General features: G+C 72.2%; 18 protein-coding genes. 5 read left to right on the forward strand and 13 right to left on the reverse strand.

The window, feature by feature from the left end:
* Positions 1 to 461: 461 nt before the first annotated feature.
* The 3 genes from HUT12_RS28910 (at position 462) to HUT12_RS28920 (ending at position 3,489) form a co-directional block, all read left to right on the forward strand.
* Positions 462 to 1,406, forward strand: coding sequence for an ECF subfamily RNA polymerase sigma factor, BldN family (locus tag HUT12_RS28910; protein ID WP_131051865.1), 945 nt, complete (start codon positions 462 to 464; stop codon positions 1,404 to 1,406).
* A gap of 212 nt (positions 1,407 to 1,618) precedes the next feature.
* Positions 1,619 to 2,476, forward strand: a complete 858-nt coding sequence (locus tag HUT12_RS28915) for a DUF5667 domain-containing protein (RefSeq protein WP_176095285.1) — start codon at positions 1,619 to 1,621, stop codon at positions 2,474 to 2,476.
* Positions 2,477 to 2,580: 104 nt separating this feature from the next.
* Positions 2,581 to 3,489 carry an HAD family phosphatase gene (locus HUT12_RS28920; protein WP_176095286.1) on the forward strand — a complete coding sequence of 303 codons (909 nt, stop codon included), beginning with the start codon at positions 2,581 to 2,583 and terminating at the stop codon, positions 3,487 to 3,489.
* A gap of 47 nt (positions 3,490 to 3,536) precedes the next feature.
* On the opposite strand, the gene HUT12_RS28925 is transcribed toward HUT12_RS28920, so the two are convergent.
* From HUT12_RS28925 to HUT12_RS28980, 12 genes are all read right to left on the reverse strand, one after another.
* A complete protein-coding gene (locus HUT12_RS28925; protein WP_176096020.1) occupies positions 3,537 to 4,394 on the reverse strand; it encodes a lysophospholipid acyltransferase family protein in 858 nt (285 codons plus the stop codon).
* Between the two features lie 116 nt (positions 4,395 to 4,510).
* A complete protein-coding gene (locus tag HUT12_RS28930; protein WP_131051862.1) occupies positions 4,511 to 5,584 on the reverse strand; it encodes an NAD-dependent epimerase/dehydratase family protein in 1,074 nt (357 codons plus the stop codon).
* Between the two features lie 118 nt (positions 5,585 to 5,702).
* Positions 5,703 to 5,804, reverse strand: coding sequence for an AURKAIP1/COX24 domain-containing protein (locus HUT12_RS28935; RefSeq protein ID WP_007465623.1), 102 nt, complete (start codon positions 5,802 to 5,804; stop codon positions 5,703 to 5,705).
* 225 nt (positions 5,805 to 6,029) lie between these two features.
* A complete protein-coding gene (locus HUT12_RS28940) occupies positions 6,030 to 6,239 on the reverse strand; it encodes a helix-turn-helix domain-containing protein (protein ID WP_091079691.1) in 210 nt (69 codons plus the stop codon).
* Between the two features lie 224 nt (positions 6,240 to 6,463).
* A complete protein-coding gene (locus HUT12_RS28945; protein ID WP_131051861.1) occupies positions 6,464 to 7,648 on the reverse strand; it encodes an ABC transporter permease in 1,185 nt (394 codons plus the stop codon).
* Positions 7,645 to 8,361: an ABC transporter ATP-binding protein gene (locus HUT12_RS28950; RefSeq protein WP_176095287.1), complete on the reverse strand. Its 717-nt coding sequence runs from the start codon at positions 8,359 to 8,361 to the stop codon at positions 7,645 to 7,647. The genes HUT12_RS28945 and HUT12_RS28950 overlap by 4 nt, the downstream gene beginning before the upstream one ends.
* Positions 8,358 to 9,743 carry an efflux RND transporter periplasmic adaptor subunit gene (locus HUT12_RS28955; protein WP_176095288.1) on the reverse strand — a complete coding sequence of 462 codons (1,386 nt, stop codon included), beginning with the start codon at positions 9,741 to 9,743 and terminating at the stop codon, positions 8,358 to 8,360. The genes HUT12_RS28950 and HUT12_RS28955 overlap by 4 nt, the downstream gene beginning before the upstream one ends.
* Positions 9,744 to 9,793: 50 nt before the next feature.
* A complete protein-coding gene (locus HUT12_RS28960) occupies positions 9,794 to 11,026 on the reverse strand; it encodes a hypothetical protein (protein ID WP_254876984.1) in 1,233 nt (410 codons plus the stop codon).
* A 255-nt stretch (positions 11,027 to 11,281) separates the two neighbouring features.
* Positions 11,282 to 11,857: a TetR/AcrR family transcriptional regulator gene (locus HUT12_RS28965; protein ID WP_131054774.1), complete on the reverse strand. Its 576-nt coding sequence runs from the start codon at positions 11,855 to 11,857 to the stop codon at positions 11,282 to 11,284.
* Positions 11,850 to 12,650: an alpha/beta fold hydrolase gene (locus HUT12_RS28970; RefSeq protein ID WP_131054775.1), complete on the reverse strand. Its 801-nt coding sequence runs from the start codon at positions 12,648 to 12,650 to the stop codon at positions 11,850 to 11,852. Before HUT12_RS28970 ends, HUT12_RS28965 begins: the two co-directional genes overlap by 8 nt.
* 125 nt (positions 12,651 to 12,775) lie before the next feature.
* Positions 12,776 to 13,696, reverse strand: coding sequence for a proline dehydrogenase family protein (locus HUT12_RS28975; RefSeq protein ID WP_131054776.1), 921 nt, complete (start codon positions 13,694 to 13,696; stop codon positions 12,776 to 12,778).
* Positions 13,697 to 13,826: 130 nt separating this feature from the next.
* Entirely contained in the window at positions 13,827 to 15,188 is a 1,362-nt protein-coding gene (locus tag HUT12_RS28980; RefSeq protein ID WP_176092250.1) for an IS4 family transposase, read from the reverse strand.
* Positions 15,189 to 15,303: 115 nt separating this feature from the next.
* On the opposite strand from HUT12_RS28980, the gene HUT12_RS28985 reads away from it, so the two are divergent.
* A complete protein-coding gene (locus HUT12_RS28985; RefSeq protein ID WP_176095289.1) occupies positions 15,304 to 15,807 on the forward strand; it encodes a C39 family peptidase in 504 nt (167 codons plus the stop codon).
* 132 nt (positions 15,808 to 15,939) lie between these two features.
* On the opposite strand, the gene dusB is transcribed toward HUT12_RS28985, so the two are convergent.
* Positions 15,940 to 17,109, reverse strand: a complete 1,170-nt coding sequence (dusB, locus tag HUT12_RS28990) for a tRNA dihydrouridine synthase DusB (RefSeq protein ID WP_176095290.1) — start codon at positions 17,107 to 17,109, stop codon at positions 15,940 to 15,942.
* A gap of 179 nt (positions 17,110 to 17,288) precedes the next feature.
* Here dusB and HUT12_RS28995 point away from each other — a divergent pair, with 179 nt between their 5' ends.
* A complete protein-coding gene (locus tag HUT12_RS28995; RefSeq protein WP_254876985.1) occupies positions 17,289 to 18,278 on the forward strand; it encodes a type IV toxin-antitoxin system AbiEi family antitoxin domain-containing protein in 990 nt (329 codons plus the stop codon).
* The last annotated feature ends 49 nt before the right edge of the window (positions 18,279 to 18,327 follow it).

The following is an 18,327-nucleotide window of genomic DNA, read 5'->3' on the forward strand; positions in this document are numbered from 1 at the left end:
AGGGGTCACCGACGGTGTGCGACAGCCCCGCCGGATTGTCGCCGCAGCCGGCCGCGTCCGGCACCGCCGCAGGCACGCAGGTCGCTGTACGCACCGTCCCACCACGACTCTGACCAGGGGATACATGCCCAACCAGCTCGTCGGCCAGTTGTCAACAACCCCCGACGGACAACCGGTCCGCCAGGTGTGCGACCCGCCGGGAAATACTTTGGCCCTGTGTAACGGACTTGCCACGCGCGGGTGACGTTGGCCCTATCATCACTCGGGTCGGCTCACCCCATTTTGCCGTGAGTCGACACCCCTCAGCCCGAGGAGGCCCCCGTGCCCGTGAGCGCATTGGACCAGCACCTCAAGGGGAACTGCCGCCCGTCGGCACACCCCGGAGCCGCCCTGCCCGACGGAGGCCCGATCGATCGACCGGGCACCGTCGGCGCGACGGCCGGTGCAACGGAGGCGGCCCGATGACCGCCTTCGGCTTCGCATCCCGCCCGGTCGGCCTACCCGGCCCACTGGCACGTACGCCGGTCAACGAGCGCGGCAACGCTCACGGCCAGCAGGACAGCACGGGGAACCTGCCCCCACGCGGCGAGAGCGCCGTGACGCGGGTGGGCAGCAGACCACATCAGAACGATCCGCCACCCCGACCACCGACGCCCGGCGGGAACGCGAAACCCGCCGGAGGCCGGGTCGCCTCACCGAGTCGACCGACCATGCCGGCCCAGGCCCGCCGCAGCGGGGACGCCCCGGTCACCGAGGTGTCCACCTCGGAGACGGCGGTGCTGCCCGCAGTCTCCTCGGCCGGCACCTCCACCGGGTTCCCGAGCCGTCCCGACCCCTCCGACCCGGCCACCGAGGTCTGGGCCCTGGTCGAGCGCGCCCAGGCCGGCGAGTCCGAGGCGTTCGGGCTGATCTACGACCGGTACGTCGACACGGTCTTCCGCTTCGTCTACTTCCGGGTCGGCAACCGGCAACTCGCCGAGGACCTCACCTCGGACACGTTCCTGCGGGCGCTCAAGCGGATCGGCAGTTTCACCTGGCAGGGCCGGGATCTCGGCGCCTGGCTGGTGACGATCGCCCGCAACCTGGTCGCCGACCACTTCAAATCCGGCCGGTACCGGCTGGAGGTCACCACCGGCGACGTCCTCGACGCCGACCGCGAGGACCGCGGCCCCGAGGGCAGCCCGGAGGCGGCGGTGGTGGAGCACATCACGAACGTCGCCTTGTTGACAGCGGTCAAGCGGCTCAACCCGGAGCAGCAGGAGTGCATCGTGCTGCGGTTCCTCCAGGGGTTCTCGGTCGCCGAGACCGCCCGTGCGATGGGCAAGAACGAGGGCGCGATCAAGGCGTTGCAGTACCGCGCGGTGCGGGCGCTGGCCCGACTTCTCCCGGACGGTTTCCAGCCGTAGCCGATCACGTTGGGTGATTTCGCCGCCGGCCGGCCCGTAACCCGGCCCCGGCACGGCGCGTTTCTCCGGGTGCGACCGATGACCGGCCGGAAACCTCCGAGGTGGACCGGCGGCGGTGCCGACGAGGGTTTCCGTCTCCGGTGTCATGCGGTGGTCGGTCGCTGGTGGTGAACGCGGCCGACCGGCCGCGACCAGCGAGAGGAGGTGCCGCGGTGGACAACGCCCTCTTCTCCCGTCGGCGCACCGAGCGCTTCGCGCAGCTTCTCGACGAAGCCAACGGTGGCCTACGTCATCACGTCCGGTCCCGCGCCGACGACCAGCTCGCGCCGCTCGTCGCGCTCGGCCGACAACTCGGTGCCAACCCGCCGCGTACCGAGGTCGACCCGGAGTTCCGGACCGGCCTGCGGGCGATGCTGCTGGCCACCGCCGACCGGGAGGGCATCGGGGCCACCGTCGCCGCACCGGCCGCGAAGACCACCACCGGTCGCGGATCGCTGCTACCGGCCGTCACCGCCCGGCGGGCCCGCGCCCGGGGCGCGATCCTGGTCGGCATCGCGGCCGGCGCCATCGCCGTCTCCGGCATCTCCGCCGCCAGCGAGAACGCGGTGCCCGGTGACGCGCTGTACGGCATGAAGCGCAGCACCGAGCGCGCCCAGTTGGCGCTCGCCAGCTCCGAGATCAGCCGTGGGCAGCTCTTCCTCGACTTCGCCCGGACCCGGCTGGCCGAGGCGTCCTCGCTCAACGGCAGCCGCGCCGGCTACCGCGGCGTGCTGGACGACATGGACGCGGACATCCGCCAGGGCGTACGCCAACTCACCGGTGCCGCCGTCCGGCGCGCGGACCCGACGGCACTGAACACCGTCGACGCTTTCCTCACCGGGCAGCGGCGCACACTCGACGCGCTGGCCGAGCGGGGTTCCCGCGCCGACCGGGAGCGGACCGCCGAGTCGTTGGAGCTGCTGGACATGGTCGCGGAGCGCACCGAGGCCCTGCGCGCCGCCATCGCCTGCGGCCGGTCGGGTGGCACCGCCAGCGACGACCTCGGCCCCACCCCCGGCGCCTGCGCCTGACCCGGCGGGCGTACGCCGTCCCCGCGTCCGGCGGCGGTGACCGCTGCTCCGGATACCCTCGCTGAGGACAGTGGGCTCAGGGTGGGCGACATGAGGGGGTGCAGGTGGCGCGCAGCCGCAAGGTGACCGTCAGCACCGACGTGCACGGGCACACCACCGGTTGGGCGCAGACCGAGCCCGCTCCCCCGGCCGCGCCGGATCCCCGCGCCGCCGCCTTCTTCGACGTGGACAACACGATGATGCAGGGCGCCTCGATCTACTGGTTCGCCCGTGGGCTCGCCGCACGCAACTACTTCACCACGGGGGACCTGGCCCGGTTCGCCTGGCAGCAGTTGCGGTTCCGGCTGCTCGCCCGCGAACACGCCGGGGACATCTCCCAGGCCAAGGAGGCCGCACTCGCCTTCGTCGAGGGCTGGCGGGTCCAGGACGTCGAACGGCTTGCCGAGGAGATCTTCGACGAGCTGATGGCGCCGAGGATCTGGGCCGGGACCCGCCGGTTGGCGCAGGGCCACCTGGACACCGGTGAACGGGTGTGGCTGGTCAGCGCCGCCCCGGTGGAGATCGGTCGGGTGATCGCCACCCGGCTCGGGTTGACCGGCGCGATCGGTACGGTCGCCGAGATCGTCGACGGGGCGTACACCGGTCGGTTGGTCGGTGACCTGATGCACGGCCCGCTCAAGGCCGAGGCGGTCGCCCAGCTCGCCGCGGTGGAGGGCCTCGACCTGACCCGGTGCGCTGCCTACAGCGACTCCGCCAACGACCTGCCGATGTTGTCGCTGGTGGGGCGCGCGGTGGCGGTCAACCCGGACGGCACGTTGCTGCGTCAGGCCCGGCAGCGCGGCTGGGAGGTACGCGACTTCCGCACCGGCCGTCGGGCGGTCAAGATCGCTCTCCCGTCCACGGCAGCAGCGGGACTCGTCGCCGGAGCGGTCACCGCCGGAGTCGCCCTTCAACGCCGCCGCCGCGCGGCCGACGCCCCCTCCGGACGCACCCGACGCGGCACCGCACCCTAGACCGGGTCGACGCCACGCACCGGGTCGACGCCGGCGGCAGGGGACGGCTACGGGCCGAACGGGTCCGGGCGGCGTTCGAGCAGTTGGTGCACGGTCTGCTGGATGGTCTCCCGCACCTGGTCGGCAAGGTTGAACACGACCAGCGGGTCGTCCGCCGAGTCGACCAGGTGGGCCGTCGGGATCGGCGGACAGAACTCGATCAGCCACTTGCTCGGCAGCGGCACCATGCCCAGCGGCCCGAGCCAGGGGAAGGTCGGTGTCACGGGGAAGTACGGAAGTTTGAGCAGTCGGGCGAGCGGCTTGAGGTCGGCGAGCATCGGATAGGTCTCCTCGCCACCGACGATCGCCACCGGGATGATCGGGGTGCCGGTGCGCAGTGCCGCCGACACGAACCCGCCCCGCCCGAAGCGTTGCAGCTTGTAGCGGTCCGCGTACAGCTTGCCGATGCCCTTGAAGCCCTCCGGGAAGACACCCACCAGCTCGCCGCCGCGCAGCAGTCGTTCGGCGTCCGGGTTGCAGGCCACCGTGCCACCGGTCTTGCGGGCGATCTCGGAGACCACCGGCATCCGGAAGACCAGGTCGGCGCCGAGCAGGCGAAGATACCGGTTGGCGGGGTGCTCGTGGTGCAGCGCCGTGGAGAGGATCAGCGCGTCCAGCGCCACGGTGCCGGAGTGGTTGCCGACCACCAGTCCCGCCCCGTCGGCGGGTACGTTCGCAAGCCCCGTGACCTCGGTCCGGAACCAGTCGCGATAAAGGCGGCGCAGCAGCGGATGGAAGACCGCCTCGGTCAGCTCCGGGTCGAAGCCGAACTCGTCCACCTCGTAGTCGCCGGCCAACCGCCGACGCAGGAACGCGAGTCCGCCGGCGACCCGCCGGTCCCAGACGTCACCGGTCCGGTCCGGCACCGCCGCCTCGGCGGGACGGTGCCCGTTGCGCCGGACGGGGTCGAGCTCCGCCGGCACCGGGGACGGGGCGTACCGGTCGTCCAGGTGCGCCTCGTCGCGCTGCTCCTCCGGCCCGGTCACGAACGCTCCCGTACGGCGGCCCGGGCCTGGCGGATGCTGTCGAGCACCATCTGCTCGGCGACGGCCAACTGTTCCCGGGTCACCACGGCCCGGCCGTGGTGGGCGCGGATGAAGTCGTCGAAGGCGGCGGCGGTCGAGCGGGGGGTGAAGCCGTACTCCTGCTCCAGACGGGAGATGTCCACCACCCGGCCGTGCACGAAGAGGTCGACCTGATCGAGCCCGTACCGCCCGAAGCCCATCGTCCGGGCCAACGCGACGGCACCGGCGACGCCCGGTTCCAGGACCGGCACCGAGATCCGGCCGGCCCGCCGGATCGCCTGGGACAGCGCGAGCACACCGGGACCGGCCACGTTGTAGGTGCCCGGATGGTCCTCGACGACCGACCGGTGCAGCACTTCGAGGGCGTCGTCGAAGTGCAGGAACTGCAACCGGGCGTCCCGGCCGAAGATGGTCGGCACCACCGGTTGGGAGAAGTACCGGGTCAGCGTGGTGTCGGCGGTCGAGCCGATGAAGGGGGCGAAGCGCAGCACCGTGGCGGTGACGTCGGAGCGCCGGCGACGGAAGCCGCGCACGTACCCCTCGATGTCGAGGATGTCGCGGCCGAAACCGCCGCGCGGCACCTCGCGGGGTTCGGTCTCCTCGGTGAAGACGGCCGGGTCGCGGAACGAGGCGCCGTACGCCGCGGTGGAGGACCGGACCACGATCTTGCGCAACCGTGGAGCCCGCTGGCACGCGGCGAGCAGCTGCATGGTGCCGATGACGTTCTGTTCCTTCATCGCCGCACGCCCGCCGTGCTGCGAATCCGGGGCGCTGACCAGGGCCAGGTGCACCACGGTGTCGACGTCGAGGTCGGCGAGCAGACCGCCGATCGACCCGGCGTCCACCCGGACCCGTTCCACCTGCGCCAACAGCTCGGCCACCTCGGGGCCGGGCTCGGCCAGGTCGACGCCGATGACCCGGGCGATCCGGGGATCACCCGCGAGGCGGGCGGCGACGTGCGCGCCGAGGTATCGACTGACCCCGGTCACGACGACAACCCCCGGAGGGCTCGATGAGCCACCGGGGGTCATGTCTCGCACCTACCCCGGCCTACGGGACCGAGCCGGGACAGCCACGGCCTGATCACCTGAGCCTCCGAGGGTCGACAGTTGGCAAGCGACGAATGCCGGGCCAGGGCCCGGCACACGGTCACTTGCCGAGACGGCGACGCTGGACGCGGGTCTTGCGCAGCAGCTTGCGGTGCTTCTTCTTAGCCATGCGCTTGCGGCGCTTCTTGACCACCGAGCCCATACGAAAGCCTTTCGATGCAACGTGCGGCGCGACCGGTAAGACACCACGAGTCCGTGGTGTCGGCGACCGCTTGCGGACAGCGGACCGGACCGGCGGAGTGGGCGGCAGAGCGCACCAGCGGTCACGATCTCCAGTCCAGCGTAGCGGGGATGCGTCAGCAGGACCAACGCGCCCCCGGTCGATGCCCGTTCACCGGGCCCGCAGCGACCGGGTCGGCCCCGTGGATCAGGCGGTCTCCTGGAAGGCGCCACGGAGATATTCGTGCACCGCGTGCTCGGGCACCCGGAACGACCTGCCCACCCGCACCGCGGTCAGCTCACCGCTGTGCACGAGACGGTAGACCGTCATCTTGGAGACCCGCATGACCGTTGCCACCTCGGCGACGGTCAGGAACTTGACATCCGACAGCCGACCATCGGACTGCGACCCGGCCATGGCTCACCGACCCATCCCATGCCCGGCGCGTGCCGCCCCACGGGTCCTCCCGCGCGGCCGGCGACGCGCGTGTTACCAGTACGGTAGCGGGACGGCTGTGACCGGCGCGATCCCTTCCTGCAACTGATCATGATTCGACCGGGGCACTGGGGCGAAAAACCCCTGGTCGGGTGGATGCGAGCGGATCCGGCAACCGATCATCCTCGGCCACCTGACGAGAACCGTCACTCGGCGCGCAGCGCCACCACCGGGTCGAGCCGACCGGCCCGCTGTGCGGGCAACACTCCGAAGACGATCCCGACCGCGGCCGAGACACCGAAGGCCAGCGCCAACGACCACCAGGTCACCGCCGCCGGGATCGGCGACAGGGCGGACACCAGCAGCGCCCCGCCGATTCCCAGGGCCATCCCGGTCAGCCCGCCGACCGAGGTCAACAGCACCGCCTCCAGCAGGAACTGCATGCCGATGTCGCGCGGACGGGCGCCCACCGCCTTGCGCAGCCCGATCTCCCGGGTCCGCTCGCGCACCGAGACGAGCATGATGTTGGAGACCCCGACGCCGCCGACCAGCAGCGAGATCCCGGCGATGGCGGCGAGTACGCCGGTCAGGATGCCGAGGATGTCACCGAGTACGCCGAGGATCTGCTCCTGGGTGACCGCGCTGAACTCGGTGCCCGGATGCCGGCCGTTCAACTCGGCCACGATCCGCTCGCCCAGTTCGTCGATGCGCTCCCGGTCCGGGGCCTTGACCGCGATCGCGTCGACCCGCTGGGTGCCGTACAACCGTTGGGCCGCCGTCACCGGGATGTGCACCTCGTCGTCCCGGTCCACGCCGAGGCTCTGCCCCAGCGGCGTGAAGACCCCGATCACCCGGAACCGTACGCCGGCCACGGTGACCTGCTGGCCGACCGCCTCCCGGTCGGGGAAGAGCGCCCGGGCGACCGAGTCGCCGAGCACCGCGACCCGCCGTCCGGTGTCCACGTCGGACCGGGTCAGGTAGCGGCCCCGGCCCAACTCCCGGGCGAAGACCTCCGGGGTGGTCTCCAGCACCCCCTGGACGGTGGTGAAGTCCTGCCGGGTCCCGGCCCGCACGGTGGCGCCGGAGGCGACCGTCACGGCCACCCGGCTGGGATCCCCGACCACCCGGCCGACCGCGTCCACGTCCTTGAGGGTCAGCGGCGACACCGCCGGGGCCGACCCGACGTCGAGGCGCCCCGGCACGACCAGCAGCAGGTTGGAGCCGAGCCCCTCGACCTGCTGTTCCACCGTCTGTTTGGTGCCGGTGCCGATCGCCACCAGCAGCACCACCGAGGCGACGCCGATGATCACCCCGAGCATGGTCAGCGCGCTGCGCATCCGGTTCGCGCGCAGCGCGTCCCAGGCCACCCGCCATGCCTCCGCGAGCCTCACCGGAGTACCCCGTCGTCCGTGCCGGCCGCGCTGTCCGCGACCATCACCCCGTCGCGCATCGTGATCCGGCGGCGGGCCCGGGCCGCCACCTCCGCGTCGTGGGTGACCATCACCAGCGCCACGCCGGACTCGACGTTGAGCTGTTCCAGCAGTTCCAGGACGGCCGCGCCGGTGGTGCTGTCCAGGTTGCCGGTCGGCTCGTCGGCGAGCAGCACCGTCGGGTCGGTGACCAGCGCCCGCGCGATCGCCACCCGCTGCTGCTCACCGCCGGAGAGTTGGTTGGGACGGTGGTCCAACCGGTGCCCCAGACCGACCCGCCCGAGCATCGCGGCGGCCCGCGCGCGGCGCTCGCGGGCCCCCACCCCCCGATACACCAGGGGCAACGCCACGTTCTCCACCGCCGAGGTACGCGGCAGCAGGTGGAACGCCTGGAAGACGAAGCCGATGGTCTCGTTGCGCAGCCGGGCCAGCTCGGGTGCGGAGAGCGCACCGACCTGCCGCCCGTCGATCGCCAGCCGACCACCGGTCGGCCGGTCCAGGCCGCCGAGCAGGTGCATCAGCGTGGACTTGCCCGAACCGGACGGCCCGATCAGCGCCACGTAGTCACCGGCCGCCACGGTCAGCGTGACGCCGCGCAGGGCGGGTACCGAGATCCCGTCGAGCTGGTACGTCCGGGAGACGTCCACCGCCTCGATCGCCGGAACCCGGCTCACCCGACCTCCTGGCCGTCCCGGACCTGGTCGGTGCCGCGCACCACGATCCGGTCGCCGGGCTGCACCCCGTCGACGATCTGCACCAGGTCCTGGCCCTGCACGCCGACGGTGACCGCCGCCTGGCCGGCCCGACCCTCGCGGATCAGCCAGACCGTGTCCCGACCGTCGACGGAGAAGACCGCCGAGGCGGGTACGGTCACCGCGTCCGCCGCCTCCCGGACCCGCAGCCGCACCACCGCGTTCATGCCGGGGCGCGGCGCCGGAGCCGGTTCCGCCTCGCCGAACCGCCCCGGGCCGAGAGAGAGCCGGACGCGATAGCTGACCCCGCCCCGGGCCGAGGTGCTGGGTAGCACGTCGATCGACTTCACGGTGGCGTCGTACACGGCACCGGTCACCGCGTCCAGCTCCACCGTGCCGGTCAGCCCGGTCCGGACCAGCAGCACGTCGGTCTCGTCGACCTCGGCCAGCAGACCCAGCTCGCCGGTGTCCACCACGGTCAGCACCGGAGTGCCGGCGGTGACCCGGCCGCCGACCGGGACGGCGGTGTCCACGCCGGCCGGGGGTCCCGCCGGGGCGCCACCGAGCGCGGCCGGGTCGAGCCCGGGCGGCAGCCCGCCCGATTCGAGCAGACCGGCGAGCGCACCGGACGGATCGCCCCCGGCAGCGACGCCGCCCGGCTGCACCACTCCGGCGATCGGCGCCCGCAACGTCAACGCGTCGACGGTCGACTTGGCCAGGTCGTACGCCTGCTGGGCCTGGAGGCGCTGGGCGGTGGCGAGCGCGCCGACGGCGGAGTTCAGGTTGCGTACGCCGCGCTGCACCTCGCGTACCGCCTGGTCGGCGGTGCGGGCGGCGGCGTCGTACCGCTTCTGCGCGGCCTTGACCTGGGCCAGCAGCGCCTTGCGCAACGTCGGATCGCTGATCTTGCGGGCGGCGGCGCGGGCCGCCTCGTGCGCCTCGTCGGCCGCGCGGTCGGTGCCGCGCAGGCTACCGGCGAGATCGCCACCGCCACCGCCGGCCCCGGCCCGCCTGGCGGCGGTGAGCGCGCCCCGCGCCTGCCGGAGCCGCTCCCGCGCGGCGGGTGACTCGACCACGGCGAGCACCTGGCCGCGCCGGACGCGTTCGCCCGGCTCGACACGGAGGCTGGCCAGCGTGCCGTCGGCGGGGGCGGTGAGGGTGGCCGCCGCGCGGGCGGTCACGGTGGCCGGAGCGTCGATCTCCTCGGCCACCGGGGCGAGCACGGCCGAGGCGAGCGAGATCGAGGGCGGATCCTCGCCGCACGAGGCGGCACCGGTGAGGGTCAGGACGGCGACGGCGGTCAGGGCGGTGAGCAGGCGGGGCCGCGTGACTGCGGGCAGCCGCGGCGAGTCGGTGCGGCGCACCCGCCCATGCTACGAGTCGCCCCCGTCAGACCTGCGGCGCGCCGCCGTGGTCAGCGCACCGTGGCGCGGATGTACGCGACACACTCCTTGTGCAGGGTGCTCCACTCCTCCTCGAAGATCTCCTCGCTGACCTGTGCCGGCACACGAAGGTCGTGCAGCACGGCCTTGGCGAAGGCGAGCACCCGCTCCTCACCGAACCGGTCGACGAGGTAGCGGACCGCCAGGAAGGCGGTGCCGTAGCTGCCGTTGACCAGTTCCTGCGGGGTGTCGGCGTCGGGGATCAGGCTCTCCAGCTTCCCGTCCCAGTCCCCCTCGACCAGCTCACGGACCGCGTCCAGCCCCTCGTACCGCCCGACCGGCTGGCCGTCGACGCCCGCCTGCTCGGCCAGTCCCTCGCTCAGCCACCACGTCGAATCGTCCGCGTAGTTCTTCTCCGGCAACGACGCGGCGTGGGCCAGCTCGTGTCGCAGCAACTCGTCCAGGTAGGGGCCGTACTCGAAGCTCTCCGGTCCGAGCACGATCTCGTAGTGGCCACCGCCGACGTTGATCGCGTACCCGGCACCCCACTCCGGCTGCTCACCGCCGTACCAGCGTTTCCACTCCTTCGGCCCGGCGTAGAAGATCCGGTACCGGTCGGGCGGGCTGCCCGCGACCACGTACGCGTCGGCCACCGTCGCCGCCGCCTCGGCCCGCCGCAGCAGGCCCGGCAGCCGTTTGCGGTACGCCGGCGTGGTGGCCACGACCGTACGCTCGCCCACCGCCACGACCAGGTCGCTGACCTCCCAGGGCAGGCTGCCGGGCTGCCCGTTGGACCGGCCGCTGACGTGGTGCGCGGGCTTCGACCTGGAGAGCGCGAGCAGGCGGGGCTCCGCGCCGTCGCGCCACCGGGTCTCGATCACCACCGGGCTGGGCGTGCAGTCGGGCAGCACGAAGCAGTACCGGTACTCGACCGGCAACCGCCATTCGCCCGCCCGTCCGGCCGAGGTGGGCAGCCCGCTCGGGCGCGCCTCCCAGCGGGTGACCCGCAGCGCGGTCAGTGCGCCGTACCGGCGGCGCAGGTCCTTCTGCGCGGCGGGTGCGGCGATCGCCAGGAAGCCGGCCCGGTCCCGACCGAGCAGCGCCGCCGACTGCTTCTCCAACTGCGCGGTGATCCGCTCGGCCGCCTGCCGGGCGGCGATCGTGGTCGGGTTCTCGGTCGGCGAGGCGGCGGTGGCGGGCTTCCCGAGGTCGGTGTCGGGCAGCCCGCCGGCCAGCAGCACCACCGGCACGCCGCAGGCCAGCACCAGCACTCCCGCGACCAGTGCCGTCCAGAGTGGCCATCGCCGACGCGGCGTCGCGTCAGCCGATGTCGCGTCAGCCGATGTCGCGTCAGCCGATGTCGCGTCGACCGGCGTCGTTGCGGCCGGCGTCGTTGGCGCTTGCGTCACGTCAGCCGGCGTCGGATGGTCGCCGGCCGTGGATCCCCCGTCGGTCACCGGCGCAGAGTACGGGTCCACCTGTGCGGGCGGAAGTGCCGCGACGCGCCGGGTGTGGGGCGGTCAGCCCTCGGACCCGGGCCAACTCCGGTAGGCGACTCCGAGGGCGGTCACCATCTGGTCGAACGAGCGGTCGACCTCGCGCGGCAGGCCGAAGTCACCGCCCGCCTCCAGCGAGACGAAGCCGTGCACGGCGGCACGGAACATCCGCACCCCGTCCACCGCCGCGTCGCCCTCGATCCCGTACCCGCGCAGAATGGCGTAGACCACCTCCACCGCGCGCCGACCGGCGGCCACGTGCGCGGGGTCGTCCGGGTCCGGTACCCGCTGCGTGGCCGGGTAGCGGCCGGGATGACGGCGGGCGTACGACCGGTAGGCGACGGCGACGGCACGCAACGCGTCCTCGCCACTACGACCGGCGGCAGCCGTCGTCATCTCGTCGGCGATCTCGGCGGTGGCCAGTGCGGAGAGTTGCTGCGCGAGCGCGTCGGCGCCCCTGACGTGCTTGTAGAGGCTGGGCAGGGCGACGCCGAGCCGGCCGGCCAACGCGGCGAGCGTGAGCTTGTGGTAGCCGACCTCGTCCGCCAGCCTCGCCGCCTCGCGTACCACCACCTGGGGGTTGAGCCCGGCCCTAGGCACGGTCGATCACCGCGAGGAACTCGGTCAGCTCACCGGCCATCGCCTCGGGACGGTCGGCGTGCGGGTAGTGGCCGGCCTCGCTGATCATGCGCGCCTCGGCGACCGGGAAGAGTCGTCGTGCGGCACGCGCCTCGGCGGCCGGGTCGGCGAAGTCCGGGTCCTTCGTACCCATCAGCACCAGCACCGGCTGCCGCACCCGGGGCGCGACGGCGGTCCAGTACGGCTCGACCGGGACGATCAGGCCGCGTACCGCCGCCATCCGGCCGGGCCGGCGCAGCGCCGCCACCATCGCCGTGCGGTACGCCGCGTCGTCGGCGGGCCGGTGGACCGGGAAGAGGGTGCGGTGGAAGAGCCCGAACAGGCGGGCACTGCGCAGCACCGCACCGATGGCCAGCCGCATGAACGGGTTGAGCTTGCGCTGCTCGACGAACGCGCCGACCAGCACGATGCCCTCGACCAGGTCCGGTGCCTCGGTCGCGGCGAAGACGACGGCCGCGCCGCTGGACGAGTTGCCGACCAGGGTGGCCGGGCCACCGCCGATGTCCCGGACCACCGCCAGCAGGTCGGCGCCGACCTCCGCCGGGGCGTACGACGGCCACCCGACGCTGGAGTCGCCGTGCCCCCGGACGTCGACCGACGCCACCCGGTACCCCGCCGACACCAGCAGCGGGACCAGGTGCCGGTAGGAGTGCCGGTTCTCCCCCATGCCGTGCGACAGGACGACCAACGGCCCCTGCCCGTGCACCTCGTAGGCGACACGTCCACCGTCGCGCGCGACAAAGCTAACAGTCATAGCTAGAAAGCTAACCTCATTAGCCAATTTCGTCAAGGCGACGGCCCCGGATCGCCGGTCGACGGTCCGGGGCCGGTGGGAGACGGTCGATCCCGGGAGGCCGGGCTGGCTCCGGGAGGCCGGGGTTACTTGCGGGAGGCCACGGCGCGGGCGAAGAAGGCCAGGTTGGCAGGGCGCTCGGCGAGCCGCCGCATCAGGTAGCCGTACCAGTCGTCGCCGTAGGGGACATAGGTGCGGACCGCGTAGCCCTCGCCGACCAGACGGGCCTGCTCCTCCGGTCGGATGCCGTACAGCATCTGGAACTCGAAGCGGTCGGGTCCCCGGTCGAACCAGCGGGCCCGGTCCTCGCCGATGGCGATCAGGCGCGGGTCGTGGGTGGCCAGCATCGGGTAGCCGTCACCGGACATCAGGATGTTCATGCAGCGCACGTAGGACTTGTCCACCTCGCGGGGCGACTGGTACGCCACCGACTCCGGCTCCTTGTAGGCGCCCTTGCAGAGCCGGACCCGCGACCCGGCCGAGGCCAGCTCACGGCAGTCCGACTCGGTCCGCCGCAGGTACGCCTGGAGCACCGCCCCGGTCGACGGAAAGTCCTTGCGCAGGTCAGCCAGGACGTCCAGCGTCGAATCGGTGGTGGTGTGGTCCTCCATGTCCAGGGTGACCGTGGTGCCTGCGTCGACGGCGGCGGCGCAGATCGCCCGCGCGTTGTCGTACGCGAGGTGCTCGTCGAAGGCCTGGCCGAGCGCGGACAGTTTGACGCTCACCTCGGCGGCCGGCGTCAGGCCCGCCCCGGCGAGACTCCGCAGCAGGGTGAGGTACTCGTCCCGGGTGGCGTTGGCCTGCTCGGGGGTGACGGTGTCCTCACCGAGGTTGTCGAGGGTGACCGCGAGACCGTCGTCGACGAGTACGCGGGTCACGCGCAGCGCGTCGTCGGTCCCGGCGCCGGCGACGAACCGACGCACGACGTCCCGGGAGAACGGGGCCGTCGCGACGAGCCGCTCGACCCGGGTTGACCGGGAGGCGGCGAGAATGACGGAACGGAGCATGAGCCGAGCGTAACGCCCGAGCCACCCCCCACCGCGCCCGCCCGAGGTGCAAGGAAGGGCCCCCTGTTAACACTCAGGTGTGAGAAGGGAACCCTTCTATACCTGAGGCGTTAACAGCAATGCCGCTCAGTTAGGGCGGTGGGCGGGTTGTCAATGCTGCTGTTTCGAGGATGTTGATGTTGATGGTGGCGTGGTAGTTGGTGCGGTCGATGGTGCCTTTGGCGCGGTGTTTGGAGATCGCGCGTTTGACCACGCGGGGGCTGATTCGGGTGCGGCGTGGGGGTAGCAGGTCGGCCAGGATTGCGCGGCCGATGGTGCCGACGAGGTCGATGACGGTGCCGGCGATGACACCAGCGGCTTGGGTGATCTGGTCTCGGGCGGCGTGGACGGCGATGGTGAAGCTGGCCCGGTCGGGGTTGGTCGTGGGCCGGCTGGCGGTGGCGTCAGCCATTGCCAGCCGGACCGCTTGGTAGGTGGTGAGCAGGGCGTGGACCTCTTGACTGATCCCGTTCGGGGTTCGGGCTCGTAGGACCCGTCCGCCCCGCAGGGTGGACTTCAACTCCAGATATGTCGTCTCGATCTCCCAGCGGTGGTGGTAGAGGGTGACCAGGTCCATGGCCGGGAAGCGGCGCTGGTCGGTGAGGGTGGTGATCAGCCGGTACCGGCCGACGTGGCGTTTACCGTTCATGCTCACGACGATCTCGGCGTCAACGACCCGGACCGTCATCGTGCCGATGACAGACAGCCAGGACCCGTCGCGATGGCGGCGGATGACGGGCAGCCGCCGGTCGTCCTTGTCGCGGATGAGCAGGTCAGCGCCGGTGCTGGCGAACTGTTCGATCATCTGACGGGCGGCGAACCCACGGTCGGCCAGCAGCAGCATGCCTGGGCGCAGGCAGCCCAACAGACGCCCCGCACACGTGAGTTCGCCAGTGCTGATGGGGGTGAACACCGCGTCGATGACAGCGCGGGTGCCGCACGCCACGACGGCGACCAGCCGCAGCATCGGATACCCCGACCCACCGTGGCTGCCCGCCTGACGCGGATAGACCGTCAGGTTAGCCGCCGTATCGGGCACGAACATGCTGGTGCCGTCGATCGCGCACACCAGCAGACCCCGCCACCGGGCGGCCCCCGCCGGCGGACCCGACAGCAACCGGAACAACGCCACCAGCGGCTTGTCCCCGACCCGACGGCGAGCCTGCGACAACGCCGAAGACGTCGGCAGCGCCACCGTCAACCCGTCCAGCCCAGCGACCAACCGAGCCCACACCTGCCGGTAACCGACCTCAGCGAACAGCCCCGCCGCGAGCAGCAGATACACCACCACCCGCGACGGCAGATCCCGCACCCGCGACTGCACACCACCGGCCTCAGCCAGAACGGCATCGACCATCTCGAACGGCACCTGCTGCGTCAACTCACCCAGATGGCCCGGCGCGAACCGCCCCGCAGCCACCCTGATCGTGGACGTGATGGCAGACTGTTCCAACGGCGGGGCTCCCGGTCCAGAGGCTGTCTTGGAGTGACAAACCTCTATACCGAGACCCCGCCGTCCACGTCTACACCCCGCTTGACATCCACCACACCGCCCTAACTGAGCGGCATTGCTCGACGTCCGCTACGAAGCCCAGCCCAACTTCTACTACTGCGGCCCCGCCGCCGCCCGCAACGCCCTCAGCGTCCAAGGCAAGAACATCGACGTCCACACCATGGCCACGCAGATGGGCACCACCGAGAACGGCACCGACAGCATCAACGACATCACCCCCGTCCTCAACCGCGAAACCGGCAAGGACGCCTACAAGTCCGTCGAAATCAACACCCCCACCGCCGACAACCACCAGACCGACAAGCTCCGCGACGACATCATCCGCACCATCGACGAAGGCCGCGCCGTCGTCGCCAACATCGCCGGCACCACCACCGACACCACCGGCACCACCCACAGCTTCGAAGGCGGCCACTACATCAGCGTCACCGGCTACACCGACAACGGCAACACCGTCACCATCGCCGACTCCGCCAACCCCGACCACGCCCGCTACGACCTCCACATCAACGACCTCGCCAACTGGATCGCCACCCGCGGCTACGCCACCACCCACTGACACCCCAACGGCCGGCCCCCCACACGGGGGCCGGCCGTTGGTGCAAGCAAGGGCCCCCTGCTAACGCCTCGCGCATAGCAGGGGGCCCTTCCTAACGTCCGGCTCGCCGCGTGGGTGCGATGGCGGCGGGGGTCAGCCGCCGGAGTCGTCCAGCTCGGCGCCGACCGGGACGGTGTCGTCGTCGCGGCTGGCCAGCCAGCCGTCCGGCAGGAAGACCTTGCCCGGGGAGTTGGTCCGCCCACGCGGCTGACCGAGCGTCTCCACCGGGAACGGCACCGTGGGGTCGAGCTTGCCGAGCAGGTCGTCGAGCTGGGCAAGGCTGTCGATCATCGCGAGTGCACGGCGCACCTCACCGCCGATCGGGAAACCCTTCAGGTACCACGCGACGTGCTTGCGGAAGTCGGTGCAGCCGTCGCGCTCGCCCCTGGCCGGGTTGCGGGCCCCGGCGGTGAACTGCGCGACCAGCAGCTCGGCGTGCCGGCGCATGGTCGTGGCCACCTCGCCGAGGTTCGGCAGTCGCCGCTCGGCACGGCCGTCGAACGCGGCCTCCAGGTCGGCGAAGAGCCACGGCCGACCGAGACAGCCGCGCCCGATCACCACCCCGTCCACGCCGGTGTGCGCGACCATCCGCAGCGCGTCGTCGGCCTCCCAGATGTCGCCGTTGCCGAGCACCGGTACGTCCAGCGCCTGCTTGAGTGTGGCGATGGCGTCCCAGTCCGCGGTGCCCGAGTACCGCTGCGCAGCCGTACGCCCGTGCAGGGCGACCGCGACGACCCCGGCGTCCTGCGCGGCGAGCCCCGCCTCGACGTACGTCAGGTGGGTGTCGTCGATGCCCTTGCGCATCTTGACGGTGACCGGCACCCCGGCGGGTGACGCGGCGTCCACCGCGGCCCGCACCAGGCGGGCGAAGAGTCGGCGGCGCCACGGCAGGGCCGCGCCCCCGCCCCGGCGGGTCACCTTCGGCACCGGGCAGCCGAAGTTGAGGTCGATGTGGTCGGCGAGGTTCTTCTCGACCACGATCCGCACGGCGGCGGCGGTGGTCTCCGGGTCGGTGCCGTAGAGCTGGAGGCTGCGCGGGCTCTCGTCCGCCCCGAAGGCGATCATGCGCATCGTCTTCGGATTGCGCTCGACCACCGCGACCGTGGTGATCATCTCGCAGACGTAGATGCCGCCACCCTGCTCGCGGCAGAGCTGCCGGAAGCCGACGTTGGTGATGCCGGCCATGGGCGCCAGCACGACCGGCGGCCATACCTGGTGCGGCCCGATGGTCAGCGGGCGCAGGACGGGAGCGGTGGTCGGCACGCGCCCAAGTGTAAGGAAGGGCCCCCTGCTAACGCCTCGTGCATAGCAGGGGACCCCTGCTAACGCGACGCATACCACATCCGCAGCCGCCCGAGAGGGTTGTCCACAGGCCCGGCGGCTGTCCACAGGTCCGGCCGGGAACCACCTACGGGCCACGATCGCGGTCGATGCTGTGCGGCATGCGCAGCCATCCGCCCCACTTCGCCGACCTGGCCGAACACCAGCAGCAGATCGTCAGCCGCGCTCAACTCCTCGCCGCCGGCTTCGACGACATGTATCTCTACCGGCAGGCCCGACGCGGCCTCTGGCAGCGGGTGCTGCCCGCGACGTACGCCCTGGTCACCGGCGCCCTGACCGACGAGCAGCGGCGGATCTCGGCGGCGCTGTACGCCGGGTCCGACGCGCAGCTGACCGGCCTCGCCGCGCTGACCTGGTACGGCTTCCGGCAGAGCCCGCGCACCGACGCCGTGCAGCTCGTCGTGCCGCATCACGCCCGCCGCACGTCCACCGGCTTCGCGGTGATCTCGCGGGCTCTGACACTGGACGACCGGGCCCGCGCCACGCCGCTCTACCCGGTGTGTTCGCCGGCCCGCGCGGTCGTCGACGCGGCACGCGGCCTGCGGCAGCTCCGTCCGGTGCGGGCCGTCGTCGCCGAGGCCGTGCAGCGGGGGTACGCGGACCTCGCCGCCCTGGACGAGGAGATCCGTCGGGCCCGGCGCAGCCGTACGGCGCTGGTCAGAAAGGCGTTCGCCGAGGTGACGCAGGGCGTGCGGTCGGCGCCGGAGGCCGAGCTGCGGGACTGCCTCGCGGCGAGCACGGTGCTGCCGGAGATCCTGTGGAATCCCCGGCTGCGGGACGCGGGTGGCCGGGCGGTGCCGACGCCCGACGGCTACCTGTCGGAGGCGGCGGTGGCTCTGGAGGTCGACTCGCAGGAGTACCACTTCCGCCCCGGCGACTGGGCGCGCACCCTCGACCGGCACAACGAGCTGAGCCGGTTCGGCGTGCTGGTGCTGCACTTCACGCCAGCACAGATCCGCCGCGAGCCGGACCGGGTACGGCGGTCGGTGGAGGAGGCGTACGAGTCACGGCGCGGGCTCGGTGTCAACATCCGGTTGCGGGTCGACGTGTCGACGCCACCGACTCCGCCGACCGGCGATCCGCGCGGTTGACGGTGTTAGGAAGGGTCCCCTGCTATACGCCAGGCGTTAACAGGGGACC

It is taken from the genome of Verrucosispora sp. NA02020, from assembly GCF_013364215.1.
Lineage (GTDB): Bacteria > Actinomycetota > Actinomycetes > Mycobacteriales > Micromonosporaceae > Micromonospora.

Bases quoted from the DNA above. Each gene is read 5' to 3' on its own strand.
- HUT12_RS28910 (WP_131051865.1), top strand. From the start codon at position 462: ATGACCGCCTTCGGCTTCGCATCCCGCCCGGTCGGCCTACCCGGCCCA.
- HUT12_RS28930 (WP_131051862.1), bottom strand. From the start codon at position 5,584: ATGACCCCCGGTGGCTCATCGAGCCCTCCGGGGGTTGTCGTCGTGACC.
- HUT12_RS28935 (WP_007465623.1), bottom strand. From the start codon at position 5,804: ATGGGCTCGGTGGTCAAGAAGCGCCGCAAGCGCATGGCTAAGAAGAAG.
- HUT12_RS28940 (WP_091079691.1), bottom strand. From the start codon at position 6,239: ATGGCCGGGTCGCAGTCCGATGGTCGGCTGTCGGATGTCAAGTTCCTG.
- HUT12_RS28970 (WP_131054775.1), bottom strand. From the start codon at position 12,650: ATGACTGTTAGCTTTGTCGCGCGCGACGGTGGACGTGTCGCCTACGAG.
- HUT12_RS28975 (WP_131054776.1), bottom strand. From the start codon at position 13,696: ATGCTCCGTTCCGTCATTCTCGCCGCCTCCCGGTCAACCCGGGTCGAG.
- HUT12_RS28995 (WP_254876985.1), top strand. From the start codon at position 17,289: ATGCGCAGCCATCCGCCCCACTTCGCCGACCTGGCCGAACACCAGCAG.